This is a genomic window from Polyangium spumosum (assembly GCF_009649845.1).
Taxonomy (GTDB): domain Bacteria; phylum Myxococcota_A; class Polyangia; order Polyangiales; family Polyangiaceae; genus Polyangium; species Polyangium spumosum.
Map to the genome: position 1 here is coordinate 740,153 of NZ_WJIE01000005.1, position 26,320 is coordinate 766,472.

24 protein-coding genes and 3 tRNA genes are annotated in these 26,320 nt (G+C 68.4%); 15 read left to right on the forward strand and 12 right to left on the reverse strand.

Going from position 1 to position 26,320, the window contains the following annotated elements; translation table 11 throughout:
* The first annotated feature begins 104 nt into the window (after window positions 1-104).
* Entirely contained in the window at window positions 105-572 is a 468-nt protein-coding gene (locus GF068_RS20445; protein ID WP_153821079.1) for a hypothetical protein, read from the forward strand.
* Window positions 573-587: 15 nt separating this feature from the next.
* Here the strand turns inward: GF068_RS20445 and GF068_RS20450 are convergent, their stop codons facing one another.
* A complete protein-coding gene (locus GF068_RS20450; RefSeq protein ID WP_153821080.1) occupies window positions 588-1,079 on the reverse strand; it encodes a hypothetical protein in 492 nt (163 codons plus the stop codon).
* Window positions 1,080-1,668: 589 nt separating this feature from the next.
* Between GF068_RS20450 and GF068_RS20455 the strand changes: the two genes are divergently transcribed.
* From GF068_RS20455 to GF068_RS20470, 4 genes are all read left to right on the forward strand, one after another.
* Window positions 1,669-2,013: a transcriptional regulator gene (locus GF068_RS20455; protein ID WP_240807061.1), complete on the forward strand. Its 345-nt coding sequence runs from the start codon at window positions 1,669-1,671 to the stop codon at window positions 2,011-2,013.
* Window positions 2,010-2,432, forward strand: coding sequence for a hypothetical protein (locus tag GF068_RS20460; RefSeq protein ID WP_153821081.1), 423 nt, complete (start codon window positions 2,010-2,012; stop codon window positions 2,430-2,432). The genes GF068_RS20455 and GF068_RS20460 overlap by 4 nt, the downstream gene beginning before the upstream one ends.
* On the forward strand, window positions 2,433-2,972 hold the full coding sequence (locus tag GF068_RS20465; protein WP_153821082.1) for a hypothetical protein: 540 nt from the start codon (window positions 2,433-2,435) through the stop codon (window positions 2,970-2,972).
* 230 nt (window positions 2,973-3,202) lie between these two features.
* Window positions 3,203-3,706 carry a hypothetical protein gene (locus GF068_RS20470; protein WP_153821083.1) on the forward strand — a complete coding sequence of 168 codons (504 nt, stop codon included), beginning with the start codon at window positions 3,203-3,205 and terminating at the stop codon, window positions 3,704-3,706.
* A 166-nt stretch (window positions 3,707-3,872) separates the two neighbouring features.
* Here GF068_RS20470 and GF068_RS20475 read toward each other — a convergent pair whose 3' ends face one another.
* Window positions 3,873-5,006 (reverse strand): IS1 family transposase, encoded by a 1,134-nt coding sequence (locus tag GF068_RS20475; RefSeq protein WP_153821084.1) that lies wholly within the window; start codon window positions 5,004-5,006, stop codon window positions 3,873-3,875.
* Between the two features lie 208 nt (window positions 5,007-5,214).
* Window positions 5,215-5,592, reverse strand: a complete 378-nt coding sequence (locus GF068_RS20480; protein WP_153821085.1) for a helix-turn-helix domain-containing protein — start codon at window positions 5,590-5,592, stop codon at window positions 5,215-5,217.
* Between the two features lie 73 nt (window positions 5,593-5,665).
* On the opposite strand from GF068_RS20480, the gene GF068_RS20485 reads away from it, so the two are divergent.
* Window positions 5,666-6,469 carry a hypothetical protein gene (locus GF068_RS20485; protein ID WP_153821086.1) on the forward strand — a complete coding sequence of 268 codons (804 nt, stop codon included), beginning with the start codon at window positions 5,666-5,668 and terminating at the stop codon, window positions 6,467-6,469.
* 281 nt (window positions 6,470-6,750) lie between these two features.
* Here the strand turns inward: GF068_RS20485 and GF068_RS20490 are convergent, their stop codons facing one another.
* Together GF068_RS20490 and GF068_RS20495 are read right to left on the reverse strand one after the other, a co-directional pair.
* Window positions 6,751-7,857 carry a 3-dehydroquinate synthase family protein gene (locus GF068_RS20490; RefSeq protein WP_170319589.1) on the reverse strand — a complete coding sequence of 369 codons (1,107 nt, stop codon included), beginning with the start codon at window positions 7,855-7,857 and terminating at the stop codon, window positions 6,751-6,753.
* Window positions 7,858-8,061: 204 nt separating this feature from the next.
* A tRNA-Pro gene (locus tag GF068_RS20495) sits at window positions 8,062-8,135 on the reverse strand.
* Window positions 8,136-8,494: 359 nt separating this feature from the next.
* Between GF068_RS20495 and GF068_RS20500 the strand changes: the two genes are divergently transcribed.
* Entirely contained in the window at window positions 8,495-9,103 is a 609-nt protein-coding gene (locus tag GF068_RS20500; protein ID WP_136930390.1) for a response regulator, read from the forward strand.
* 87 nt (window positions 9,104-9,190) lie between these two features.
* Window positions 9,191-10,708 (forward strand): chorismate-binding protein, encoded by a 1,518-nt coding sequence (locus tag GF068_RS20505; RefSeq protein ID WP_206079505.1) that lies wholly within the window; start codon window positions 9,191-9,193, stop codon window positions 10,706-10,708.
* Window positions 10,709-10,715: 7 nt separating this feature from the next.
* On the opposite strand, the gene GF068_RS20510 is transcribed toward GF068_RS20505, so the two are convergent.
* Both GF068_RS20510 and GF068_RS20515 read right to left on the reverse strand, forming a co-directional pair.
* Window positions 10,716-11,096, reverse strand: coding sequence for a hypothetical protein (locus tag GF068_RS20510; RefSeq protein ID WP_153821088.1), 381 nt, complete (start codon window positions 11,094-11,096; stop codon window positions 10,716-10,718).
* 57 nt (window positions 11,097-11,153) lie between these two features.
* Complete coding sequence (locus GF068_RS20515) at window positions 11,154-12,476, reverse strand: amidohydrolase family protein (RefSeq protein ID WP_153821089.1); 1,323 nt, start codon at window positions 12,474-12,476, stop codon at window positions 11,154-11,156.
* Window positions 12,477-12,592: 116 nt separating this feature from the next.
* Between GF068_RS20515 and GF068_RS20520 the strand changes: the two genes are divergently transcribed.
* The 5 genes from GF068_RS20520 to GF068_RS20540 are packed head-to-tail and all read left to right on the forward strand — an operon-like array spanning window position 12,593 to window position 19,783.
* Window positions 12,593-15,019: a type VI secretion system Vgr family protein gene (locus tag GF068_RS20520; RefSeq protein WP_153821090.1), complete on the forward strand. Its 2,427-nt coding sequence runs from the start codon at window positions 12,593-12,595 to the stop codon at window positions 15,017-15,019.
* Entirely contained in the window at window positions 15,016-17,685 is a 2,670-nt protein-coding gene (locus GF068_RS20525; protein WP_153821091.1) for a DUF2169 family type VI secretion system accessory protein, read from the forward strand. The genes GF068_RS20520 and GF068_RS20525 overlap by 4 nt, the downstream gene beginning before the upstream one ends.
* Complete coding sequence (locus GF068_RS20530) at window positions 17,678-18,724, forward strand: pentapeptide repeat-containing protein (protein ID WP_153821092.1); 1,047 nt, start codon at window positions 17,678-17,680, stop codon at window positions 18,722-18,724. The genes GF068_RS20525 and GF068_RS20530 overlap by 8 nt, the downstream gene beginning before the upstream one ends.
* A gap of 10 nt (window positions 18,725-18,734) precedes the next feature.
* Window positions 18,735-19,379 carry a DUF3540 domain-containing protein gene (locus GF068_RS20535; protein WP_153821093.1) on the forward strand — a complete coding sequence of 215 codons (645 nt, stop codon included), beginning with the start codon at window positions 18,735-18,737 and terminating at the stop codon, window positions 19,377-19,379.
* 11 nt (window positions 19,380-19,390) lie between these two features.
* The gene (locus GF068_RS20540) at window positions 19,391-19,783 is read left to right on the forward strand and encodes a DUF4150 domain-containing protein (RefSeq protein WP_153821094.1); all 393 of its coding nucleotides are present in this window, start codon (window positions 19,391-19,393) and stop codon (window positions 19,781-19,783) included.
* A gap of 17 nt (window positions 19,784-19,800) precedes the next feature.
* On the opposite strand, the gene GF068_RS20545 is transcribed toward GF068_RS20540, so the two are convergent.
* Entirely contained in the window at window positions 19,801-20,193 is a 393-nt protein-coding gene (locus GF068_RS20545) for an outer membrane protein assembly factor BamB family protein (RefSeq protein WP_153821095.1), read from the reverse strand.
* 87 nt (window positions 20,194-20,280) lie between these two features.
* Here GF068_RS20545 and GF068_RS20550 point away from each other — a divergent pair, with 87 nt between their 5' ends.
* Together GF068_RS20550 and GF068_RS20555 are read left to right on the forward strand one after the other, a co-directional pair.
* On the forward strand, window positions 20,281-20,730 hold the full coding sequence (locus GF068_RS20550) for a hypothetical protein (protein WP_153821096.1): 450 nt from the start codon (window positions 20,281-20,283) through the stop codon (window positions 20,728-20,730).
* A gap of 6 nt (window positions 20,731-20,736) precedes the next feature.
* Window positions 20,737-21,612 (forward strand): S66 peptidase family protein, encoded by an 876-nt coding sequence (locus tag GF068_RS20555; protein ID WP_153821097.1) that lies wholly within the window; start codon window positions 20,737-20,739, stop codon window positions 21,610-21,612.
* 88 nt (window positions 21,613-21,700) lie between these two features.
* On the opposite strand, the gene GF068_RS20560 is transcribed toward GF068_RS20555, so the two are convergent.
* The 4 genes from GF068_RS20560 to GF068_RS20575 all read right to left on the reverse strand — a co-directional run bounded on the left by GF068_RS20560 (window position 21,701) and on the right by GF068_RS20575 (window position 26,106).
* Window positions 21,701-21,777 (reverse strand) — tRNA-Met (locus GF068_RS20560).
* A gap of 67 nt (window positions 21,778-21,844) precedes the next feature.
* Window positions 21,845-21,921 (reverse strand) — tRNA-Met (locus tag GF068_RS20565).
* A gap of 132 nt (window positions 21,922-22,053) precedes the next feature.
* Window positions 22,054-24,309, reverse strand: a complete 2,256-nt coding sequence (locus GF068_RS20570; protein WP_338046486.1) for an ATP-binding domain-containing protein — start codon at window positions 24,307-24,309, stop codon at window positions 22,054-22,056.
* A 162-nt stretch (window positions 24,310-24,471) separates the two neighbouring features.
* Window positions 24,472-26,106: a SulP family inorganic anion transporter gene (locus GF068_RS20575; RefSeq protein WP_153821098.1), complete on the reverse strand. Its 1,635-nt coding sequence runs from the start codon at window positions 26,104-26,106 to the stop codon at window positions 24,472-24,474.
* Window positions 26,107-26,320 lie beyond the last annotated feature (214 nt).

Consider the following 26,320-nt stretch of genomic DNA (forward strand, 5'->3'; position numbering starts at 1 on the left):
GCAGGGTCTTGCAGCGCGGACGGTGGGAGAGGGAGGAGCGTTCGACTCGTCGGCGCGCGCCGGATCGTGTAGAGTCGCCACAACGCGCACAACGGAGTCCACGCATGACCCGCCGAAGGAAGCTCTTCGCCCTTGCGATCACCCTGCCGCTCGCCGTCGCCGTGGGCGTGGGCCTGAAGGTGCGCCGCGCCTCCTCGGACACGCTCGGCGCGGACGCCTGCGATAAGGACCTCGCGGCGGTGTTCGAGTTGTGCGCGCCTGGGGGAGAGGTATGCGAGAAGCCACCCGAGGGGCAAGGGGAGGCCTGCCAGGCCGGCTGCGTGATGGCGCGGTGTCCGAACCACGTGGCGTGTACGGAGCTGGATCCCATCTGGTGCAAACCGTGCGAGGATGAGCACGGCGCGCTTTACTGGCGTAACCTCGACGCGGCGGATCGCCATTGCGGGGGGCCTCCGCCGTTCGGTTCGCTCACGAGGCTGAAGGAATACAGCGACTGCTACATCGCGGACGTGGAGCGGAGATGTCCCGCGCTCGTGGGTACGAAGTGGTACGTGCCGTCGGATCGCCGGTAGTGACGGCTCGACGTCTCAATGCCCGCCCCCGCCCTCCGCGCCATATCCGCTTCCAGGTTGAGCCGTGCCGCCAGTGCCCTGGTGGTCGTTCTTGAAATCGCCGCTGGCCGCGCTCCCGACGATGATGACGGTGCCATCCCCGGGGCTCGAACCGCAGCCGTTCGAGCCAGGGGGATCGAGACAGATGATTCTGGGTGTAACGACGACCGAATCGCAGATCCCCGGGAGGCCCCGGTCCGTCACCTTCTGTTTGCACCTGTCCTCGTTCGTGTAGTCGCTTCCGCTGTCGATGATCTGCGGGTCCTCGACGCCCTCCAGGCGGTCCTCGAAGGCCCCCGTCTTGCCGCTGGCGCATTGCAAGACAGCGTTACACTGGACGAGCACTCCCTCCCTGCCTGACTCGCCATTCGGTGTTCCCCTCTTCGGGTTCTTGCACGTGGGTTCCCAGCAGGCCGGGGCGAGCACGACGAACCACACGAAAAGCAAGCCGACGACGAGCGCTCTCATGCCCCAGCCTCCGTGGTGGAATCATCGTAGAGGACGGGAACGGAACACACAACAATCGAGCACGGCCACCTCCGTCGCTCCAGCTCCACCGATACGTGCTCATGGAGCCGCAGCCCTCGTGATCGACGCGCCCACCGCCGGCGCCCACGTCGCGGCGAGGGCGCTCTGGAGCCGGGCTTCGACGTCGCTCATGGGGGGCGGATTGCAACAATACGAATTCGTATTCGCGTCCGGCGATGACGTGTATCGTTTTCCCTGCGCGCACCTGCGGGCCTGAAACGCAGCTTTTCGACAGACCCCAAGGTCTCGCCCACGCGTCTCCAGGTCCCGTGCACGCGTCTCCAAGTCTCGCCCACACGTCTCCAGGTCTCGCGCGAACGTCTCCAAGGTGAGCGAACGAACCCCGAAGGTCTCGCGCACGCGTCTCCAGGTCTCGCGCACGGGTAGTGGTCGCGACCGGCCCACCTGGTGGTTTCGAGGTGGTCGCAGTTGAAATCGTAGCCCCAAGCTAGGCGAAGGCGCCGCCCCGGAGGCGCAGGAACACCTCCGGGACGGCTGGATCGCAACCTCAGATCACGAGGTCACGACCGTGCGTCTACGCCTAGTTCACCCTGCACCGCAGGGGCAAGGAACCGATCCGCCCCGTGGGCGGAAGTCTGACCTTCTCTCCCTCACGGACGACCAGAACGACCGCCTGCGCGCGGCGATCAAGCATCTGCGCGGCGCGTACGGCACGTACGCCTGCCTCGCCACCGTCGTCGGCGTCCGCAAGGGCCTGCTCGTCAACGTCGCAACGGGCGTCCACCGCGGCTCCCACGCGCTCGCCTTCCACGTCGCTCGCGCGGGCGGCGTCTCCGTCGAGCAGATCCTCACGCCCGGCGTCGCAGACGCGAGTCGCTGCGCCCTCTGCGGCAGGAAGCGAGGCGCGTCATGAGCGAGCGTTCCATGGCGGACCTCGAGGCCGAGCTCCGTGCGGCCGTGAAGGCATTGCACGAGCGCCTCGGGGACTGGACGACCGTCGGCGAGGTCGTCGGTCGCGTCGTCGGCGAGCTGGTCCAGCAAGCGGGCGGCGAGAGCGCTCCTGGCGGAGAGGACCTCGCCGAGGGCGCCGCCCCGCAGAGCGTCCCCGCCGACCTCACCGAGGAGCAGCGCGAGCACCTGCGGGCCCTGCTTCGGAAGCTCTACGCGAAGCGCGGCGCCTGGTACCTCGTCGCGAAGGACGTTGGCTACCCCCGTCGCTTCATCGAGGCCTTCATCAAGGGCCAGGTGCAGGGCTCAATGCACTTCGCGGCCGGCGTCGCGCGCGCGGCCGGCGTGGAGCTCGAGGACGCGCTCGCGGGGAGGGGCTCGTGAATGCGCTACCGGCACGAGCCCGATCGGCCGGACGAGCCGATCCTCGAAGCCTCGGCGCGGGAGGTGAACGCCTTCCGCCCGTTCCTGCGCTCCTACATGCGGCGCCGCTTCCCCGTCGGCCTGGAGGACCCCGAGGACGCGGTGCAGATGACGATCATCGTCGTCCACCGCATCGTCGAAGAGGGGCGCATCCGCGGGGCCTACGAGCTCGAGCCCCAGGACGTCCTCTTCGCGTGGGTCATCGAAGTCGCGTGGCGGATCCGGATGAACGTCCGCCGCACGGCGCGCTGGCGCGAGCGGGTGATCCTTATCGGCGAGCCCGAGGAGGCGCTGGTCGAGGTGCCCTCGCGAGCGTCTGCGCTCGACGAGCGCGTCCACGCGCGGCTGCTCCTCGCCTCGATCGCAGATCGTGCCGCCGTGCGCTCACTGCGCGCGCTTATCCTCGTCGCCGAGGGCGCCACGCTGGAGGAGCTCGCGGCGGAGCTTGGCGCCGAGGCCGCTGAAGTCGTCCAGCGGCTGCGCGGCGCGCTCAAGCGTTGAGCCGCACGATGCTGGCGATCGCCAAGGTCATCGGGCACAACGCCAGACCTACCACAACCAGCTGCCTACTCCGGTGGCGCTCGCCTGCACCTCCGTCCAGGACCGACCTGCTTACGCCGCGAAACCCAGCGCATTGCACATCTGAAAGCCCGTCATGCGTGAACGCGTGCGCCCGGCGCATACGCTCCGGGTTGCAATACACGAAGCCATGTCGCTATGGTCCGCCATATATGTTACAGGCACAGGAAAAAGCGATCGACACGTATGCAAAGACGTATGAGCAAACGCGCAACGTCGAAACCACCGCGTTGAATGACTCAAGAGATGCTATCATCGATTTCGGCAACCGAATCACGACCGTCTTAGGGTTCAAGGAATGGGAGTTGGGCACGCTCGATCAAGCGTCGGATGGAACGATCTTGGTTGTTCCTCATAAGGGACACGCGCTGATAACGGAGCAGAGATTCGTTCTTGTTCCGATGCGCTGGCCGCTAGCCATGCAGAGCGGTCGGGATACGCTCATCTTCGATGCGGGATGGAGTTTCTGGTTTCAATATCCAGTCGAACGTTGGGTTCAGTTCGATGGTTTTCAAGAAAAAATTCCGTACCAGGACGAGCATACACTGCGAGACCTCGCGGAGCGTTTGCTGGGGAAGTTGCTCGGTCAAATCAGAGACAGGGCCGCGCTGGAAGGTCACAAGCGGGCCCGAGCCAGCCAACCACCCGTCCGTTGAATACTATCGGTTCGTGCTCGTGAGGGTTGGATACGAGCATGTACGCGACGATTCGCCCATTCATATAGACGGGTAGCCCTTTCGTTAGATCGGGCGTCTCATGTGTATCCGGCACTACGCTGTTGTGAATGGCCATGCCTAGCAATTGGCATGTGCTGTGCCACGTTCACACATCCGGCGCCCCAGGGCCGCCATCCCTTTCCGGAAACGGAAGGCTGAGTTGCTCCGGAGCGCGCTCTGGCCGACGCCACAAGAGCAGGTCGAGTTGCTCTCCTCCCGAAGGCACGGGCGACGACGTTGGCTCGGGGGCACGACCAGGCTTCTTTCCACCGCGGGGCGCAGGCGGGGGCGGGGACGGCACTGACGGAGCCGGTGGCACCTCGCCCCCGCGCACGAGGCGAAGGAAGCCTGCGCCGCTCGGGAGCTCGCGCACGGGCCCGGTCTGCGCCGGGAGCGTGAGGTGCTGCGGCACGGGTGCGTAGCCCTCTGGCTCGGAGAGGGCCGCCTCGATGAGCTCTTCGATCTCCCAGACGCGATCAACGAGCCCCGCCTCGATCGCGGGGGTCACGCGGTGCGCCCCGTGGATCTTGCAGAAGTTGTACGCGGCGATCCCGAGCGACATCGCGGCGCGATGCCCGCGCATCGTCTTGCTGAAAGCGAGGCAGAGCCGGCGCGTGCGCCCGACCGTGTGGCGCAGGGTGAGGTTCAGCCGCTCGACGCCGGAGGTGCTCACGCGGGCTGCATCCGGCGCGCCGATGATCGAGCTCTTCCGGATGAAGTTCGCGTCGCGGGCCGGCTCATATCGATGATCGGGGCTCCTGGAGTAGCCGTACTGCTTCTGCACCTGCCCATATTGCACGTGCCCGCCGAAGCTCGCGCTCACCGCGCCGACGTACGTGGCGAGCCCGTCTGTCGAGATCTGCGGCACGACAAGCAGGCGAGCGCGGAGGTCCGCGATGAATGCGTCGGTGGTGACCTGATCGCGCTTCCCAGCCCGGTAGGCGATCACGAGCTTCGTGCGTCGATCGAAGCCGATGAACGTGTAGACGTCGCCCCACTCCTCGGGGTCTCCCTGGACGACGCGCCGCTCCTTCTTGGCGATGAAGCTCCACGTCTCGTCGCACTCCACGTCCTCACACGTGAGACCGCGCACAACACGGTTGTGGATCCGCGCGCAGCCCTCGCCGACGTCGAGCCCGAGTCGGAGGATGGTGCTCTTGGCGACGCCAGTCATCCGCTCGGTAGCGCGGATGCTGTTCCCCTCGATGAGCGACGAGACGACTCGCGCTCGGGTCTCCATCGGTAGAGCGTTCGCCACAGCCTCCTGACCTCCAACAAGGATGAGAGCCCGCTGCCAGGACACGGCCGGCAGCGACCTCGGTGTTGTAGACAGGAGGGGTAACCACCTCGTCGCGCGTGGAAATCCGGATCATCCATGATCCAGGTCAAGGATCCCCTACGAGGTTTTTCCGCGTTCCTTCATAAACACGTCGGCACTGATCTGGGGATCAGGAAGAGCGCGAGCCGCGGCGCGCCCGCGCGCGGGCAGGGCGTCGCTGCTTCGTCGCTCCCGCAGCTCCTCGCAGCATCGCGAGCACGACATCCCGCGCGGCGACGGGCAGCGCGCGGATGGCGGTGAGAGCCTCCTGCTCCCAGTCCTCGAGCTCGCGCTCGCCGAGAAGCTCGGCCGCGCTCACGCCGAGCCGCTCGGCGATCAGAAGAAGAACTGGGATCGAGGGGACGCGCTCGCCGCGCTCAAGGAGCCCGACGTAGTCCACGGAGACGTCGAGGTGCTCGGCCAAGACGGCCTGCGACCACCCGCGCGCGGCTCGGCACCGGCGCATCACCTCGCCGATCCTCGCGGCGATCTTCGCCTCGCTCTCCATGGCGCGGAGCAGAGATCCGCTGGCCTCCGGTTGCGACCGACCGAAAGTACGTGTATCGACGAACGGAAAGTACGTGTCTGGGGCGGCCGCCTGCTGGCCGCTCGACGAGGAGGCGAGCGCGATGGGTCCGACGGGCGGGGCAGATGGCGGTGAGGAACGTGTGGTGCTGAAGGTGGACACGGCGACGGCGCCGACGGCGCCCGCGCCCGCGCCCGCGCCGAGCCCGCGCTCAAGGCTCTGGACCTACGTCGCCGTCGTGGGCGGGCTGATCGTCGCCGCGCCCTTCGTGGTGGCCAGCCTGCACCAGCGCTCCGTCGCAGAGCAGAAGTGCGCCGGGGCGCGCAAGACCGTCGAGAACCGGATCGCGCGGGAGGACTTCGAAGAGATCGAACGGTTCGTGGCCGAGGCGGAGCGGGTCTGCGGCTCGGAGCACGAGGAGGAGATCCGGAAGCTCCAGCGGGAGATCTCCGAGAAGCGCGGCCCCGCAGAGGAGCGTCAGGCGCGCGAGGCGCAGGAGCGGAGAGCGGCGGCGGCGAAGGAGGCCGTCGCCGAGGCCGAGGCGAACGAGCGCGCCGCCGTGAAGCTCTTCCCCGAGAGGGCCAAGCACATCGACGAGTGGCTCGCGGATGCCGAGAAGGCGATCGCGCAAGGGCGTCGGGAGGACGCGCTCACGGCCGTCGTCCGGTCAGAGCAGGTGCTCGACGGGTTCAAGGGGACGAGCGTCGAGCGGTCGCCGCGCTGGCGTGAGATCGAGCGGAGGATGGCCGCGCTGCGGAAGAGGCTCGGCGTGAAGGGGGACTCGGCGAGCGCGGCGTACGAGGAGGGGATCGCGAAGGAGGTGCTGCGGCAGCTCCAGGAGGACCGGGGCGGCAGGTAGCACCGGCCCGGCGACCGCCTCACGCGCCCTCGCCAAGCGCTTCAGGTGGTCGTTGTTGACGCCGAGGTGGTCGCGAGGTGGTCGCGTTTGAGGGCGGTCGCGACCACTACCCGCGCACGCGTCTCCAGGTCTCGCCCACGCGTCTCCAGGTCTCGTGCGACCGACCTCAAGGTGAGCGAACGAACCCCGAAGGTCACGCCCACGCGTCTCCAGGTCTCGCGCGCACGTCTTCAGGTCGCGCGCGCGCGACCTCCACCTCGCGCGGACGCGCCTCTCCAGTGTCACGCCAGCGCAAACGCGTGCGCCCGGTGCGCGTCGCGGTGCGCCAGCCGCGTGATCGCCTCGCGCAGGACGTCCTCGCGTAGCTCTTGCGAGGTCACGCCTCGGCCGATGCCGCAGAGCAAGGGCACGCGCGGCGCGTGGCCGAAGGAGCGCTCGGACAGGCCGTCGAGCAAGAGGAGACGGCCCTCGGAGTCGACGTTGCCGAGCGCGTCGTGCCAGAGTCGCAAGCCGAGCCGCTCGAGCAGGCGGTGGATCGCCTCGCGGTCGGCCTCGCCGAGCGTCCTGTGGAGCGCGCCGAGCGTCGTGTCGAGCGCGATGCCCACCGCGAGCGCCTCGCCCTGGCGGATGCGGCGCTCGGTGGAGAGCTCGATCCGATCCGCCGCCCACGCCCCGAACGCGAGCGGGCCCTCGGGGCCGTAGACCTCCTCGTCCGACGTGTGGGCCGCGAGGTCCGCGTGCAGCGCCGCGCTCCGCTGGAGCAGCTCGGCGACCGCGTCACGCTCGCCCGAGGCGACGCGGTGCGCATGCGCGACGATCCAGCCGAAGAGCTGCTCGTCCCAGAGCAACGCGGCGCGTACGGCCTGGACGAGGCCAAAGACCTTCTCGCGTGTCTTCTGCGTCTCGACGAACCGGCGATCACACACCACGGCGAAGGGCGCGCGGAACGTGCACAAGAAGTCCTTCGTGCCGAACGCGTTGATCGAGCTCTTCGGCAACACCGCAGGGCCGGCCTGCGCGAGCGTGGTCGTCGGGACACGCACGACGCGCGGCGCGCTCTGCATCGTCGACGCGGCGAACCCCGCGAGGTCGAGCAACGACGCTCCGCCCACGGTGAGCAGGATCGAGCGTCGATCCAGCTCCAGCGCGTGGAAGTACGCCTGCAGGCGCGAAGGCAACGTCGCGTCGTCCTTCATGTTCTCTCCCCCGCCCTGAACGATCGGCGGAGCCACGAGATCCAGCGCGTCGTTGTGACACCGAGCATACCGCTCGATGTGCAAATTCAGCTCGGGCTGGGCAGCGAGCGCACCTCGGTCGACGATGGCGGCGACGCGGTGCCTCTGGTCGGGCTCACGCCGGACGAGGAGGTGCCGCAAGTCACGGTTCATCGGCGAGAACACGTCGCTCGTGAAGCAGACGGGGTACTCGAACGACGACGATGAGGCTCTGACTTGGACAATCACAGCGCGCTCCAGAGGTGAGCACGCGTGCATGCGGCGTACCGACCGGCCAGGCGCGATGATGGGCAGAAATGAACAATCCCCGGGAGGCGCGAGGCCTGCCGGGGACGGTTCGTGTCTCGTTGCTGCTTGTCGGGGCGAGAGGATTTGAACCTCCGACTCCTCGGTCCCGAACCGAGTGCGCTACCAGGCTGCGCTACGCCCCGAGTGCCTCCGGCTTTCGCCGTCGACGTGGGGGCGCACCATGCTCGCACAGGACGCTTCTGTCAAGTCCTGATGAGCAGAGACCGCCGTTCAGGGGACACCGCCCTGGGCGGCCTCACGTCCGCCGGGGACGTCGCCTGTGCGGAAAAATCTTGAAACGCAAGCAAAAAAAGCGATCCCGGACCGGACGGGCTCGTGTTAAAGTGCTACTGGAATCAAGGCTTGGGGGAGCCAAGGACGCCCCCAGTTCGAGATGCGGCGACTCCAGGGGGGGATTCGAGGGAAGAGCCCGGTCGGTCCGGGTGGCGCCCTCGGCGTCGACGATAGCCCCGGTCGATGTGGCCGCGAATAGGAGGATAAGGTGGCAATCGAGCTTCCGGCTGTTCGCATCCTGATCGTGGACGATGACCGAGCCATCTGCGACTACATGCAGACGTTGCTCGAGCGGGATGGTTACCAGGTCAAGACCCTGGTGGATCCATCGGCCGTGGAGGAGGAGGTCCGCACCGGCGGGTATCACCTCATCATCCTCGATCTGATGATGCCCAAGCTCGACGGGATCGAGGTGCTCAAGCGCATCCGCAAGGTCGACACCGACATCGCGGTCGTCATCTTCACGGGCTTCCCGAACCTGGAGAGCGCCGTGCAGTCGATGAAGCTCGACGCCGTCGACTACATCAAGAAGCCCTTCAACGTGGACGAGTTCCGCGAGGTGCTCGCCCGCGTGATGCGCAAGAAGGGCCTGGCGCGCACGCCCGAGGAGCAGCTGCACCGCGTCATCGGCGACACGATCCGCAACCTCCGCAAGGAGAAGGATCTGACGCTCAAGCAGATGGCCAGGCGCACCGGGCTCAGCGTCTCCCTGCTCTCGCAGATCGAGCGCGCCGAGTCGAGCGCGTCGATCTCGTCGCTCTACAAGATCGCCGTCGCCCTGGAGTCACGTATCCAGGATCTGTTCGGGCAGTACTGACGGACGCCCCGGTCACACGAGAACAAGGCGGCTCCCGAGCTTCGATCCCCGCGGCAACACGCGCTCGCTCGGTGTAACCTCTCGCGCGTGAGCCAGAGCCAGATCCTCACCCGGACCCTCGCCGCCGATCACGTCACGCCCGTCCGCGCCTACAACGCGCTGCGCGCACAATCCGCCGGTCGCTCGTCCTTCCTGCTCGAGTCGGTGCTGCCCGGCGAGCGCTGGGGGCGCTACTCGATCCTCGGCTACCGCGCGCGCACCGAGCACGCCTACCCGCCCGGCGCGAACGCGCTCGAGCTGCTCGCAGGGGACGCCTCCGAGCTCGAGGACGCCGAGGGGCTCGCCGCGCGCTTCTCGCAGGCGCTCGTGGGTTACCTCGTCTACGACGCGGCGAACGTGGCGAACGGCATCAAGCCGTGGCCCAACGAGGGGATGAGCGGGAGGCTGATGCGCGACTGCACGGTGGTCGTGTTCGACAACCTCCAGCAGACGCTCACGATCGCAGGTCGATCGAAGGGCGCGATCGATCGATGCGCGTGGGAGATGACGCACGGGCCGGAGCTCGATCCGTTGCCGTCACCCGACCCGACGCTGGAGGCGCTCTTCGCCGAGCCGAACATCGACGACGACACGTACGCGATGAAGGTCATCAAGGCGAAGCAGTACATCGAGGCCGGGGATTGCCTGCAGATCGTCCTCGGCCGTACGTTCCGCGCGCCGCTGCGGAACGCGGACGCGTTCGACGTGTACCGCGCGCTGCGGGTGCTTTCGCCCTCGCCGTACCTGTTCTTCCTGGACTTCGCGGAGACGCCGTTCGCCGAGGGGATGGCGATCGCGGGCGCGTCGCCCGAGACGATGGTGCGCGTGTCGGGCGGGAAGGTGACGCTCCGGCCGATCGCAGGGACGCGGCCACGCGGCAAGACGCAGGAGGAGGACGAGGCGCTCGAGCGCGAGCTCGTCGCCGATCCAAAGGAGCGCGCCGAGCACGTGATGCTGGTGGACCTCGCGCGGAACGACGTGGGGCGGGTGGCCGCGGCAGGATCGGTGAACGTGACGAGCGAGATGAAGGTGCAGCGCTTCTCGCACGTGATGCACCTCGTGAGCGAGGTGGAAGGGACACTCGCGCCGGACAAGTCGCCGATCGACGCGGTGCGCGCGGCGATGCCGGCAGGCACGCTCTCGGGCGCGCCGAAGGTGCGGGCGATGCAGATCATCCGCCAGCTCGAGCCAGGGCCGCGCGGGGTGTACGGCGGCGCGATCGGGTACGTGCTGCCGGATGGAACGGTCGACTTCGCGATCCCGATCCGCACGGTGATCGCACGCGCGGCCGAGTTCGAGGTGACGGCGGGCGCAGGGATCGTGGCCGACAGCGATCCGATGCGGGAGGCCGAGGAGACGCGCATCAAGGCGCGCGCGGCGCTGGCGGCGATCCGGAGCGCGCAGGACGCAGTCGAGCGGCGCGAGGCAGAGGCCGCGGCGCTGCAGAAGCGGCGCGAGGAGGCGGAGCGGAAGAAGGCAGAGGCCGCGGCGGCGGAGGCAGCAGCGGCGGCGAGCGGCGAGGGTGAGGGCGGGGGTTCGAGCGAGCCGGGCGCTTCGAGCGGATGATTGCGCGTCAGACGCGGCGCGCCCCGATACCAAAGGCCAGTCGAATGCTCGGTCGCGTCAGATAAAAGACGACCACGCCCGCGATCACGATGGCGATCCACGCGGGCCATGCCGCCGCCGGGGCCGCGGCGACGGAGATGATCGCGAAGAGGGCGTTCACGGCCTGGACGCCGAGCGTGACGACCCACGCCCAGGATCGCAGCATGAGCAGGCCCCAGGCGACGGCGAGCATGGCGATGCCCACCGCGACGTCGAGCGCGATCGCCCAGGGCGGCAGCGCCGCCCCCGTGAGGGCCGGGACGCTGGAGAGCACCGTGAGCACGCCGCTGAGCGCCATGAGCACGGCGACCGCGATGATGCCGGCCGGCCTTGTCGTCAGTTCCTTCATGACGACGAGCCGATGCAAGAGGCGCGCGACGCGCCCCTCGCGCCCGGCCGATCGCCGCTAGCTCTGGTATTCGCGGAGCACCGTCAGATCGCGGGAGACCATGCGGAACGCCGCGCGCTCGGCCTCGGCGCGGATCTTCTCCTCGTCGAGCGTCAGGATCGTCCCGTTCTCGTAGAGGAGCCTTCCAGCCACGAAGACGTGGCTGACGTCGCTGCCCTTCGCCGCGTGCACGAGGTTCGCCACGAGGTCGTGGCGGGGCACGAGGTGCGGTTTGTCGAAATTGAAGAGGACGAGATCGGCGGCCTTGCCGGCCTCGAGGACGCCCGACGAGGGAAACCCCATGGCGCGCGCGCCGGCCTGCGTGGCGATGCGGAGCGAGGCGTCGCCGGCGATGGCCTCGGCGTCGCGGCGCGCGAGCTTCTGGAGCAGCGGCAGGAAGCGGACGGCCTCCTTCATGTCCATGTCGTTGTTCGACGCGGGCCCGTCGGTCCCGAGCGCGACATTGACGCCGGCGCGCAGCAGCCGCGGCACGTCCCCCGGGCCCATCGCGAGCTTCGCGTACGTGATCGGGCAATGGGCGACCGTCGCCCCGCGGCGCGCGAGGATCGCGACGTCGTCGTCGCTCAGATAGAGCGCGTGCGCCGCGATCGTGGGCACGTCGAGCACACCCGTCTCCTCGAGCAAGCGCGTGGGCGTCATGCCGTGCGTGGCGAGCGAGCGGCTCACCTGCTCCTCGCTCTCGGCGAGGTGAATGTGCAGGCCGAGGCCCTTCTCCTTCGCGAGCGCCGCGATCTCGCGCAGGAACGCGGGCGGGCAGACGTAGGGCGAGTGCGGACCGAGCATCGCGCGGATGCGGCCCTCGGCCTCGCCGTGAAAGCGCTCGGCGAAGGCGAGCGCGGCCGGGAGATCCGCGCCGACCTCCTTGCCCGCGCCGAGGCCGAACTGGCACCACGCGAGCGACGCGCGCAGGCCCGAGGCCTCCACGACCTCGGCGACGTGGTCCATGTAGAAGTAGTGATCATTGAAGGCGACCGTGCCCGAGCGGATCATCTCGCACGCGGCGAGCAAGGCTCCGGCGCGCACTTCTTCGGGGCCGAGCGCGGACTCGGCGACCCAGACGCGCTCGTTGAACCATCGATCGAGCGGCAGGTCCTCGGCGTAGCCGCGGACGAGCGACATCGACGCGTGGCAGTGCGCGTTGAAAAATCCGGGCACGGCGACGTGATTCGCGCCGTCGATCGTCCTGTCGGGCGCGAATTCGACGGGCGCCTCGCCCACGGCGACGAGATTCGCGCCGTCGATGGCGATGGCCCCGCCCCGGATCACCGTGCCTTTTTCGTCGAGGGTCACGATGTCCACGTCCTTGATCAGCGTCTTCACGTCCCGTCCTCCTCGCCGAATCCTACAGCGAATGTTTTCCCTCCCCAAGGGCGGGAACGATGATAGTCTCGGCGCCGCTGCGAGGACTTTGGGGCGGATCCCCGGGGAGCTTTGCCATGGCTTTGACCGAACTCATCACCATCTCGTCGAGCGTGCTGCCGGACACGACGCGCGTCGTCGCATTCCGCGGCGCCGAGGCCATCTCCCGGCCTTACGAGTTCGAGATATTCCTGTCGCTCGAGGGGGAAGAGGGCGACGGGCTGGATCTCGGCGACGCGATCGGGGCGAAGGCGCAGCTCGTGATCGATCGGGCGGACGACAAGCTCCCGCCCTTCGTGTTCGCGGGGATCCTGGCGAGCGTGGAGCTCCTGCACGCGATCGAGGGCCGCTCGCTCGTGCGCGCGGTGCTCGTCCCGCGGCTATGGCTGCTCGGCCTCTCGAAGCACAGCCGCATCTTCACGAAAAAGAAGCTGCCCGAGGTGATCGAGTCGATCCTCGAGGAGAACAGCCTCTCCGGCGACGATTACGAGCTCCGGCTCGGCTCCTACGACACGGAGGAGCACATCTGCCAGTACCGGGAGAGCGACCTCGATTTCATCTCGCGCTGGATGGAGCGCGAGGGCATTTATTATTACTTCATCCACAGCGAGGACGGCGAGAAGCTCGTCATCAGCGACGGCGCGTCGTACGAGAACGACATCGTGGGCAGCCCCGTGCGGTATTACCCGCAGTCCGGGCAGGACCGGAGCGCCGGGCCCTCGTTCCGCGCGTTCACGAGCCGGCACCGCACGCTGCCGTCGATGGTCAAGCTCAAGGATTACGATTATGCCCGGCCAAACCTGACGATCGCCGGCTCGTCGCAGGTGTCGTCGAACGGCGCGGGCGAGGTGAGCCTCTATGGCGAGCGGTTCTTCTCGGCCGCGGCGGGCGAGCGGCTGGCGAAGCTCCGGGCCGAGGAGATGCTGGCGCGCGAGGTCGTCTACCAGGCGCGCGGCTCGCGCTCGCACCTGCGCGCCGGGCACGTCTTCGAGCTCGAGGAGCACCCGCGCGCCGCGCTGAACACGAAGTACCTCGCGGTCGAGGTGCGCCACCACGGCAACCAGGCCGCGGGGGCGTCGGCGTTCCAGCGCCTGCTCGATCTGGAGCACGACGAGGTGTATTACGTCGAGGTCGAGGCGATCCCGGAGGGCACGCAGTTCCGGCCCGAGTCGCGCACGCAATGGCCGCGGATCTACGGCTACGAGAATGGCACCGTCGACGGGCCGGCCGACAGCGAGTACGCCCAGATCGACGACCAGGGCCGGTATTCGGTCAAGTTCAAGTTCGACGAGACGAACCTGAAGGACGGCAAGGCGAGCACGTTCGTGCGCATGATGCAGCCGCACGGCGGCGGCATCGAGGGGTTTCACTTCCCGCTGCGCAAGGCCACCGAGGTCGTCTTCAGCTTCCTCGGCGGGGATCCGGACCGGCCGGTGATCTCGGGCGTCGTGCCGAACGCGCTCACGCCGAGCCCGGTGACGAGCGGCAATCATACGAGGAACGTGATTCAAACGGGCGGGCGGAACCGGCTGGAGCTCGAGGACAAGGCCGGGCAGCAGCGCATCACGATGTCGACGCCCTATTCGAATACCTACCTGCGCATGGGCTCGCCGAACGCGGACCACGAGCTCATCCTGCACACCGACGACAACACGCTCCTCGATTTCGGCGCGAACCACGACCTGCACGTCGGCCAGGAGGGCAGCGGGACGTGGGACGTGAAGGTCAAGGACAACTGGGTCACGCACGTCGAGACGGGTTTGCACGAGCTCTGGGTCGACGAGGGCTCGTCCGCGACCACGGTCAAAGGCGACACGATGCTTCACGTCACCGAGGGCAACCTGTTCACCGACGTGGACACCGGCGTGATGGAGACGACGGTCAAAGGCGATACCTCGCTGCAGGTCGTCAGCGGGAATTACAAGGCCGACGTCGACGCGGGCACCGCCACGGTGAACGTGAAGGGCGACACGAACGTCACGGTATCGGCCGGCAATACGAAGGTCGACACGTCCGGGACCACGGATATCCTGAGCGGCGGCTTGATCTCGATCACGTCGAGCGGGGACGACGTCAAGATCGAGGGGAACAAGGTCTCGACGACGAGCCGCTCGGACTGGTCGTGGAAGATCCTCGGCACGAAGGTGAGCTTCTCGGCCGGCAGCACGCTCGATTTCAAGCTCTCGCAGGCCACGAGCTTCACGATCGGGATGACGAACAGCTTCTTCGCGGGCATGACGAACTCGTTCACGATCTCCTCGGCGAACTCGTTCACCATCGGCAGGCAGCTCGCGGTGTTCGTCGGCGGCAAGACGGGCGTGACGGTCTCGGACGAGCTGAACCTGACCGTGGCGCAGAAGTTGTCCCTGGAGGCGGGCATGTCCGTGACGATCGCTGGCTCGATCGGCATCAAGCTGGTGCCCACGGAGATCGACCAGATGATCACGGACCTGAAGCAGGCCGCCACGAACGTCGAGCTGAAAGGCTTCAAGATCGTCATATGAAGACGCTGAAGCCCCTGCGCCTCGGGGTCCTCACGCGCCCCTTCGAGAACGAGCGCCGGTATTACCTCTCCATCGCCGTGATGGCGTTTTTCCCGTTCGATCAGCCGGAGAGGCTCCTGCCCGAGATCTCGATGTGGAAGCTCGTGGCCGACGAGCTCGGTCAGGAGGGCATCCTCGACGAGTGCATGCCGAAATCCACGGCGGAGCTGCTGCTCGGCGCGCGCGCCTTCCCGCCGAACGGGCCGAAACCCTCGTGCCACGTGCGCCTGCAAATGGAGTCGGTCGACCGGACGCTTTATGTCTTCGGCGACCGCCGCTGGACCCTCGCGGGCGTGACGGATCCCCAGCCCTTCTCGGGGCTGCCCATCACCTGGTCGCGCGCGTTCGGCGGCGAGGGTTTCGCGAAGAACCCGATCGGCAAGGGCGCAAAGCCCGTGCGCGCCGACGACGTCGAGGTGCACGAGCTGCCCAACGTGGAGAACCCGAAGCAGCTCGTCCGCTCGCCGCGAGACCGCCCCGATCCCGCGGGGTTCAGCCCGCTCGACATCTCCTGGCCACAACGCACGTCGAAGGCCGGGACGTACGACGACAGGTGGCTGAAGGAGCGTTATCCAGGGTATCCCGCCGATTTCGACTGGACGTTCTTCAACGTCGCGCCCGAGGGCCAGCGCTTCGCCGATTTCCTCCGCGGCGGCGAGGAGTTCGTCCTGGAAAACATGCACCCGCGCGAGGCCACGCTGCGCGGTCGCCTGCCGACGGGCGTCGCGCGTTGCTTCGTGGAGGTCGAGGCCGAGGGCGGGACGGAGCTCCGCGACGTGCCGACGCGTATCGACACCGTATGGCTCTTCCCGCACCACGCGCGTGGCGTCGTCATTCACCGCGGCGTCGTGCCGGTGGCCGAGGACGACGCCGCCGACGTGATCAACCTGCTCGCCGCCTACGAGGCCCCGGGCAAGAGCAAGCCCGTCGCGCATTACAAGAAGGCGATGGCCGAGCGGCTCGATCCACGCACGGCCACCTTCGCCGTCCTGCGCGACCGCGACCTCTTGCCCGAAATGCCCGAGCGAGGCGCGCACCCCGACGAGGAGGTCTCGGACATGAACGAGCTGCTCGCGTCGGAGCGGCTCGTCCTGGAGAACGCGCGGCGCGGGGCACAGAAGCGGATCGACGAATCTCGCGAGGCGATCGAGAAGAACTTCGCCGCGCACCCGGAGCTCGCCGGGCACCCGCCCGACACATCCGGCATCCCGAAGGAGCTGCCGCCGATGGCCAAGGCGACGCACGATCTGGAGGAGCTGCCGGACGTCGTGGAGAACGCGCTGAAGGAGGCGGAGGCGGCGAAGAAGAAGGCCGAGGCCGAGGCGAAAGAAATGGAAGAGCGCGCGCGGGCGCTCTGCAAGGAGCAGAACCTCGATTACGACAAACTCGTCGCCGACGCGAAGGAGAAGGACCGGAAGGCGAAGCGAAGGTTCTCCGCCAAGGCGCAGCTCGAGCATCTCGAGGAGCTCGTGAAGCTCGCCGACAACGCCGACTTCGACGCGTCCGAGATCCGGGCGGCGCTGGCCGATCCGAAGCTCGTCGAGACGCTCGTCGCGCTCGAGGAGCAGCTCAACGAGGCCTACCGGCGATTCGCGCACCACCTCGCGCCCACCGAGGCCGAGGGGGACGGGATCCTGGCGGCGGAGCTCGAGCGAGGCGCGCGGGCCGGCGAGACGTTCGCGGGGCGCGATTTCACGAATGCAGACCTGCGGGGGCTCGATCTGCGTGGCGTCGACTTCGAGGGCGCGTTCCTGGAGGGCGCGCGGCTCGTCGGGACGAACCTCACGGGCGCGAACCTGAAGAAGGCCGTGCTCGCGCGCGCCGATCTGTCGGAGGCGAAGCTCGAGGGCGCGGATCTCTCGGACGCGAACGCGGGGGGCGTCGTGCTGAAGGACGCCGATCTCACGGGCGCACGCCTCACGCGGACGGTGCTCGCCAAGGCCGATCTCACGGGCGCACGCCTGCCGGGGGCGAACCTCGACGGGACGGACCTCGGCGAGGCGCGGCTCGTCGGGACAAACCTCGAACGGGCGCGCGCCTCGAATTTGATGCTCCTCCGCGCGACGCTGGAGGACGTGAATCTGCGCGGCGCGGACCTCACGAAGACGATCTTCGTGGAGGGGAGCATGCGGAACGTCGATCTCTCGGGCGCGACGTGCGCGGGGACGGTGTTCCTCTCGACGTCGGGCGAGGGGACGCGGTTCGATCGGGCGGAGATGCGATCGGCGCGTTTCGTGAAGGAGGCGAGCTTTCCGCGGTCGAGCTTCGTCGGCGCGCGCATGGAGGGCGCCAATCTGCGAGGGGCGAACCTCGAGGGCGCCGATTTCAGCGACGCCGATCTGACGAGCGCCGACCTCTCGGAGGCGAAGCTCGAGGGGGCCCGGCTCGCCCGGATTCACGCGAACGACGCGCTGTTCGTCCGGGCGGACCTGCGGCGGGCGAACCTGGAGCAGGCCGTGATGATGCAGGCGATCCTGCAGAAGGCGCGCGTCGACGGCACGAATTTCCAGGAGGCGAACCTGTTCCGCGCGGATTTCTTGCGCATGCGCGGGGACAAACACACGAGCCTCAAAGGCGCATTCGTGAAGCGGGTGCGGAGCGTCCCGGAGCGAGGCGAGAATGGATAGGGCGGAGCTCGAGGCGCGGGTGCGGGACGGCGACGCGATCACGGACGTCGATCTCGGAGCCATGGACCTCGCGGGCGCGAGCCTCGGCGGCGGGATTTTTACGCGCGTGTGCTTCTCGGGGACGAACCTGGAGGGGGCGTCGCTGCGCGAAGGGATCTTCGACAATTGCGTGTTCGACGGGGCCCGCATGGCGCGCGCGAATTTGCGGCTCGCGGTGATCGACAAGGCGTCCATGTCGTCGACGAACCTCGCGGGCGCGAACCTCATCGGGACGAAGATCACCGGCGGATCGCAGCGGAGCTTGCAGCTCGGCGGCGCGGACCTGACCATCGCCGCCATCCTGAACGCAGACCTCTCGGGCGCCAATCTGGAGGGCGCGAAGCTCGACCGGACGACGTTCGTGGACACGGTCGTCGCGGGGATCAACCTGTCCCGATGCGCCGTCAAGCAATGCGTGCTCCTCAAGGCCGACCTCTCGGCCGCGAAGCTCGCGGGCGCGTCGTTCGACATGGCGATCTTCACGGAGGGGAGCCTGCGCGGGCAATCGCTCGCGGGGGGGAGCTTCCGGATGTGCCAGTTCGCCGGGACAGACCTCGAGGGCGTGGACTTCACCGGGGCGGACCTCACGCAATGCAACTTCAAGGACGCGCGGCTGGTCTCCGCGAAGCTCGATCGAGCGAAATGCACCCGCGCGCTCTTCGTGGAGGCGAAGCTCCACCGGGCGTCGCTCACGAAGGCGCTGCTGTCGCAATCGATCTTCATGAAGGCCGAGCTCCTGGGGGCGAACCTCGCGGGCGCGAAGGCCGACCAGTGCATCTTCAAGCGCGCGAATTGCCAGGCCACGAGGTGGAGCGAAGCCGACCTCACGTACGCCGATTTCAGCTACGCCGACGTGAGCGCGTGTGATTTCCGGGGCGCGACGCTGATGCGCGCGCTCTTCCACGCCTCGATCCAGAAGGACACGCTCTTCGGCGCCAGTCGCGCCGCCGCGCTCGCCAACGACCCCGAGATGCTCGAAGCCGAACGATTCCGGAGCTAGGAGAACGCACATGGTCGCCCCTGCCTCGATCTTGCACGAAGAACAGGTCATTCAGGAGACCGCCCGGGTCGTCGCGGACAAACCGCTGCTGCTCCGGGCCGGCAGCGTCGAATATCGCGCCGAACGCGCCGCGAGCTGCCTGCTCTGCCCCGCCGTCGGCGACGAGGTGCTCGTCGCGCTGCTGCCGGATCGGCGCGCGTTCGTGCTCGCAGTGCTGACGCGCGACGCCGCGAAGCGGAGCGAGGTGCGCGTGGACGGCGACCTCCTCATCGCCTCGAATTCGGGGCGCGTCTCGGTCTCCGGGCCGGAGGGGGTCGCCGTGGTGACGCCGGGCGACGTGGAAATGGTGGCCGGGAAGATCACGCTGCGATCGGCGGCCACGGCGCTGGCGAGCGAGGCGATCACCGTGGTCGGAAAGGCCGTGGTGATGGAGCTCGATCGGGTGAAGCTCGGCGCGCGTACGCTCGATTCGGTGCTCGAGCGCTTCACGCAGAAGGTGAAGCGCGCGATCCGCACGGTGGAGGAGACGGACCACCTGCGCGCCGAGCGCATCGATTACGCCGCGGAGAAGAGCCTCGCGGTGTCCGCCGAGAATGCGGTGGTGACGGCGCGCGAGCTCGTCAAAATGGACGGCGGCCAGATCCACCTCGGCTGAGGAGGGCACACATGTTCGCGAACACGCAGATGATGGGCATGGACCTCGGCTTCCCGGACGTGTGCCTGACGCCGACGCCGGCGCCGGTGCCGATCCCCTATCCGAACGTCGCCATGGGGCCGATGGGCGTGCCCGCCGCCTACAACATCCTCTTCGTGTGCGCACCGGCGCACAACATGGGCACGTCGATTCCGATGACGAACGGCGATAACGCGGGCGTCGCGCTCGGCGTGGCCTCCGGGATGGTGATGGGGCCTCAACGGCACCTGCTCGCGGCGTTCACCTGCCTCATCGGCGGCATGCCCGCCACGCGGATGACGAGCATGGGCATTCACAACATGACGAACTGCCCCGGGATGCGGCTCGTGCCGAGCCAGCCGAAGGTGCTCATCCTGTCGCCCTGATCAGGGCCGCGGCGGGATCAATTCCGATCGTTCGGCACCCAGCAGACGTCGCCGGAGAAGCCGAGGGAGCCGCCATACTGGCTCTCGCCCTCGCGAGCCCAGAGCCGCGCGCCGCGACCGTCGTAACACTCGATCGCGCCGCTCTTGTAGAGGAAGAGCCGGCCATTGCGGATGACGACGCCGCCCCGCGCGCCCTTGCGGGTCGGCACGCGCCAGAGGAGCTGGCCAGATTGCTGCTGGACGCAGGCGAGGAAATCGTACGCGGCGACGACCGCGACGCCCTCGGCAATCGCGAGGCGCGCGTAGATCGGGTTGCAGCCGGGGAGCGAGGTCGACCAGCGGACGGCGCCGGTCGTGGGGTCGATCGCGGTCAACGTATTGGGCTCGAGCACGAGGAGGGGCTCTTCCATGCGGCGACGTTACCACATCGGCGGAGGCCCGCGCAGCAGGCGTGGCCGCGGCAACGCGCGCCGTGTAGAGTGTCGGGGCGGAGATCGATGAAAGAGCAGAACAAGAACCGCCTCTCGACCATCACGGGTCGTTATGCCGCGCGTCAACGCGAGAAGGCCGCGCCCGACAGGTGCGCGTTCGACGCGGCCTTCGTCGAGGCGCGCGAGAGGGTCCTGCGGCCCGTGTTCGAGGACTTCGCGGCCGAGCTGCGAGCCGCCGGGCACGAGGCCATCGTCGTGGACGACGGGGCGAAGGAGACGCCGAGCATCGAGCTCGTGCTGGGGATCGGCGGGGCAAAACCGAAGGCCGAGGGGGATCGTGTCGCCTTCGTGGTCATCACGCGCCGGCCGACGCCCGAGGTGCTCGCCTATCTCGTCGTGCGGCCGCCGCCGCTCGACCTTTTGCGATACGCGTCGCCGTCGGCGATCACGGCGGGGGAGGTGGAGCAGGTGCTGATCGACGCAATCGAGCACATTTTCGCGTGCCATTCTGTCTGAGAGGCCATGCTGAAGCGAAATGCCACGATCGCCGTCGTCGCCCCCGCGGGGATCCCGCAGCTCGCCGGGGTCGCGGCCGGCGTGCGGCTCGTGAAGAGCTGGGGCTACGAGGTCGTCCTCGCGCCGAACCTGGAGAAGCAACACCATTACACCGCAGGCCCGGCCGCGACGCGGACGGAGGACCTGCTCTGGGCGCTCACGGCGGAGGGGATCGACGCCGTCTGGCTCGCCCGAGGCGGCTACGGGTGCATGCATTGCCTGCCGAGCCTGCCCAGCGAGGGGCTCGACGGGCGGCCGGTGATCGGCTGCTCGGACGCGACGGCGCTGTTTTCGGCGCTGGAGAAGACACGCAGCGGGCACCTCGTGCACGGGCCGATGCTGGAGTCGATCACGACGAAGGTGGACGAGGCGACGCGGACACGAATCCGGGCAATGCTGGCAGGCGAGGAGGTCGCGGCCATTCCGGCGACCCACTTCGCGGGGCCAGCGGACGAGGTGCGCGGGCGGGTGCTCGGGGGGAACCTGTGCGTGCTCGCGAGCCTCGCAGGGACGCCGTGGGCGCTGTCGGCCCGAGGGGCGATCGTGGTGCTGGAGGAGGTGACGGAGGTGCCCTACCGGGTCGATCGGCTGCTCACGCAGCTCCGGCTGAGCGGGGCGCTCGACGGCGCAGCGGGGATCGCGCTCGGCGATTTCACGAAGTGTGATCCGCCGGAGGGCGCCCGCTACGAGCTCACGGACGTGCTGCGCGAGGTGCTCGAGCCGCTCGGGCTGCCGGTGTGGTCGGCGCTGACGCTCGGCCACGACAAACGCAATCTGGCGTTTCGTGTCGGCGAGGAGGGCACGCTCGGGGCAGGCGGGCTCTCGCAAGAACGAAGCGCCTGAGCCACACGCAGGCCGGGGCGTCGAGGTCCAAAAAGCAAAAGGGGCCGACTCCTTTCGAGTCGACCCCTCTGGCTCCGATCTTCGGACTTGGTTGCGCGGGCAGGATTTGAACCTACGACCTTCGGGTTATGAGCCCGACGAGCTACCAGGCTGCTCCACCGCGCGTCATGTGTCGTTTTACGTGATCAACCGAGCGTGGAGGGCAGCGCCTACGGCTGACCCCACGCTCCGCTGGTTGCGCGGGTAGGATTTGAACCTACGACCTTCGGGTTATGAGCCCGACGAGCTACCAGGCTGCTCCACCGCGCGTCACGTTCGCCAAACGAAGCGGCGACGACGGGTCGGAACCTACTCCTGTCCGTGCAGGAGTCAAGCCCCTCGTGACCGTTCGATCACGCTTCCCGTCGAACGGCCGTTTTTCGGGGGTTTCCGGGGAGTTTTTCAGGCATTGAGCAGCCAGGCAGGGACGAGCGGGCTCGGCTTGCTCGTCGAGATCACCCAGAGCTGATGCGCCGCGCGGGTCGCGCCGATGTGGAGCAGGTGCCGTGACTCGTCGTCCAGCGGGTACGTCGAGCCGTTCACGTCCACGAGCACCACGTAGTCGTACTCGAGGCCCTTCACCTGCCGGATCTCGGTGACGTCCACGCCCGGGCGGAAGAGGAAGTCGAACGCTCGCACGCGGCGCAGGCTCGGGATCTCGGCCATCTTCAGCGCCTCGTAGTACGCGTCCGCCTGCTCGGGGTGGCGCGCGAGGATCGCGAGCGTGGCGCGTGGCTCGCGCGAGAAGAGCGGGCGAATCGAGTCCGCGAGGAACGCGACGGCCGCGCCCTGGCTCGGGAAATGGTGGTGCTCGACGGGCGCGCCCGTGCGCGGCGCGACGGGCGGCGTGGGATCGGCGAGCGGGCCGAGGACGTCACGGGCGAACGCGAGGACCTCACGCGTGGAGCGATACGCGATGCGCAGCGGCTCGATGTTGACCGAGTCGAGGCCGAGGTCTTCGAGCACGCGGCTCCAGTCGCGGAAGCCCGAGTCCATGAAGAGGCGCTGCGCGGTGTCACCCGCGAGCGTGACCGACTTCTGCCTGGAGACGACGCCGAGCAGGACGCCGAGATCCACGGGCGCGAGGTCCTGCGCCTCGTCGACGAAGAGGTGCTCGAAGACGTACGGCTGTTTGCCCTTCTTGAGGTCACCCTTGATGACCTGATAGGCGCGGAGCAGGAGCGCGTCGTCCTCCGGATCGAGCAGCGCGCGCTCGTCCTCCTCGATGGGCCTGTCGTCGGCGCCGAGGCGCTCGTCTTCGCCGTCCTCCTCGATGGGCTCGTCGGCGAGCGCCGCCTTGCGCTCGGCGCGATCGCCGGGGTCACGATCGAGGACCGCAGGGCATCGCTCGGCGCACCAGCGCCACGCCTGGCGGACCTTGTCGAGGCCGAACTCGGGGTCGTTCGCCTCGGCGAACGCCTTCTCGACGCTCTCCTTGTCCGTGAGCAGATCGGCCCAGAACCAGAGGATGCCGCGCGAGTCCTTGCGCGTCGTGAGGTCGAGCGCGTAGGCGCGCGCGCGCTCTTCGAGCAGGCGCAGGAGCGCCGGGTGCGTCTTGTACCGCGTGACGGCGCTCGGGGTGTTCTCCTCGACGGGCGCCTCGAGCCAGGGGAAGGCGCGCGTGCGCGCGGCGCGGGCCCACTCGGCGAAGGTCTCGACCGTGACCTGGCCGATGCCGAGCGCAGGCAAGACCTCGCTGATGTAGGCGCGGAGCGCGGGGCTGCCGACGATGACGAGCATCTTGTCGGCGGAGAAGCGCTGCCGGTTGTTGAAGGCGAGGAAGGCCATGCGGTGGACGCCGATGGTCGTCTTGCCGCTGCCCGCGCCGCCCTGGATGACCACGATGCCCGCGTCGGGCCGCGAGATGAGCTCGAACTGCCGCGGGTCGAGCAACGCGGCGATCTCGGGCAGGTGCCTGTCCTCCTTCGCCGCGAAGCTCGCGCCCGTGCCGAGCGCGCCGCGCATGTCCTCGGGGCGGACGGCCTTGCCCTGCCCGCCCGCGAGCACGACGGCGCGGGCGTCGAGCCTGCGGTAGCCGTCCTCGACGCGCACGAACACGCCTTGCGGCGCGGCGATGCGGTAGAGCTCGCCGCTCTCGATGGTGACGGTGCGCCGCGCGAGGACCTTGCCCTCGACCTCGCGGTCGCCGAAGGTCTCCTCGTACTCGGCGCCCTCTTCGTAGCGGTAATAAAGCTGGCTGATCGGAGCGTGGCGCCAGTCGACGATACGCACGCCCGCCTTGGCGTCGACGTGTGTCGTGCGGCCGATGAGGACGTCGCGGTCCTGCTTGCCGCGCTCGCGGAGGCGGAGGTGGCCGAAGTAGGGCGAGCGAGGATCGACGGGCTCGGTGACGACCTCGGCGCGGCGCGCGGCGACACCCGCGATGCGCTCCATCTGCTGCACGAGCGCGGGGACGTCCTCGAGGCGGCTCGCCGCGATCTGATCACGCAACGAGATCATCTGCGCCTCGTAGTCCTCCGTCGGCGGCGGACGCGAAGGCTTCACGGTCGCGAGGTGCTCGCGCACGCGATCGAGCAGCGCTTGCTCCTCGCGAACGATCGCGAGCTCGTCGGCGCCGCTCGTCTGCGGCGTGCTGGAGGGGTTGGCCGAGCTCGTCTCGGGGCGAAGGGGCTGCGCGGTCGTCTGCTTGGCGGTCACGTTGGATGATCCGTAAAAATGGGCGCCCGTTCGCGAGGCGACCGCGCGTTTTGACCCATCCTCCCGGGCAACGCAAGGGTTTGCCCGCGGAGGATCGTGCTTGTGCTCGAGCGGTTCGGCCGTCCGGGGAGGAGGGGACGGAGCGGAGGGAGGGCGCGTGGCTCAGGTGCGCGCGGCGAGGCGCGCGGGGCTCGGCTCGGCGACCGAACCCATCGAGGGCCTCCGCGTGTCGTCCTTCGTGCGGACGTCGCGGATCTCGACCTGGATGCCGCGCATCGCCGCGGAGACCTGGAAGTCCTCGATCACCTCGAGGATGTCCTGATCGATGAACTCGGCGCGGGCGCCGTCGATGACGACGGACGAGCCGTCGGGGACCCGCTTGAGCACGCTGATGAACGTCGCCTTGTTGAGGAAGGAGACGTCCTTCTTGAAGGTGATGACGCGCCGCTTGCCTTCCTTCGTGATGGTGAAGGCCGCGCGCATGTGGCTGCGCAGGACGAAGGCCACGCCGACCACGATGCCCGCGAGGATGCCGCGCAAGAGGTCGGTGAGGAGGATGGCGGAGATCGTGAAGGCGAACGGGATGAACTGATCCCAGCCGAGCTTGTACATCTTCTTGAAGAGCTCGGGCTTCGCCAGCTTGTACCCGGTCATCAGCAGGATCGACGCGAGGCACGCGAGCGGGATCATGTTGAGCAGCGGGGCGATGAAGAGGACGGCGAGCAGCAAGAAGAGGCCGTGGAAGACCGTCGCGCCCCGCGTCCGACCGCCCGCGTTGATGTTCGCGCTCGAGCGGACGATCACGCTCGTCACGGGCAGACCGCCGAGCAGGCCGCTCGCGGCGTTGCCGAGGCCCTGCGCGATGAGCTCACGATCGAGCGGCGTGTTGCGCTTCCAGGGGTCGAGTTTGTCCACGGCCTCGATGCTGAGAAGGGTCTCGAGGCTCGCGACGATGCCGATCGTCAGAGCGACGACGTAGACGCTCGGGTTCGAAAGCGCGTCGAAGGTCGGCACGCGGAGCTGCGAGAGCGCGCCGCTCACGCCGTCGTACGGGGGCAACGTGACGAGGTGCGACTGCTCGAGCGCGATGGGCATGCCGCCCTTGCGGAACAGGATGTTCAGCCCGGTGCCGACGAGGACGACGACGAGCGCGCCGGGGAGCCACGTGAGCTTGCGCAGCCGCTCGGTCTTCTCCCAGAGGACCAGGATGCCCATGGAGACCGCGCTGATGAGCAGCGCGCCCCGCTCGAGGCGGCCGAAGGCGTGCAGGACCATCGTGAACGTGTTCTCCGACTCGGAGACCACGAAGGACTCGGAGCCCTCCTTGTCGAGGTCGTAGCCGATGGCGTGCGGGAACTGCTTGAGGATCAGGATCAGGCCGATCGCGGCGAGCATCCCTTTGATGACGGATGACGGGATGAGGTAGACCGCCGTGCCGAGGCGCGCGACGCCGAGGATGATCTGCAGGACGCCGCCGAGCAGCACGGCGACGAGGAAGTTCTCGAAGGTGCCGAGCTTGTCGATACCCGCGACGACGATCGCCGTGAGGCCCGCCGCCGGCCCGCACACGCTGAGCGGCGAGCGGCTCAGGAGCGGAATGAGGAGCCCGCCGATCACGCCGGCCGTGAGGCCCGCGAAGAGCGGAGCATTCGAGGCGAGCGCCACGCCGAGGCATAACGGGAGCGCCACGAGGAACACGACGAGGCCCGCGGGCAGGTCGTACTTGAAGTTCGCCAGGGGGCTGAGGTTCGGCCGACCTCCCTCACCGCCGCTGCCGCTGGTCTTCGCGTTGGCCATCGTTTCCTAACTCCCTACCGCCGAGGTTGCCCCCACCCGTCCGAAGGAACGATGCGGGGTAGCGCGCGCTGTAAACCGCGGCAATCAGCGGCAGACATGCGCCGTCGGTTTTCTCCGACATGCGTCGGTTTTGTCCGACATCGAAGGATCGCACAACTCGCGTGGCGCCAACACCACTGGAGACCGTGATCCAAGGCACGCAGGTTTTTTCGAA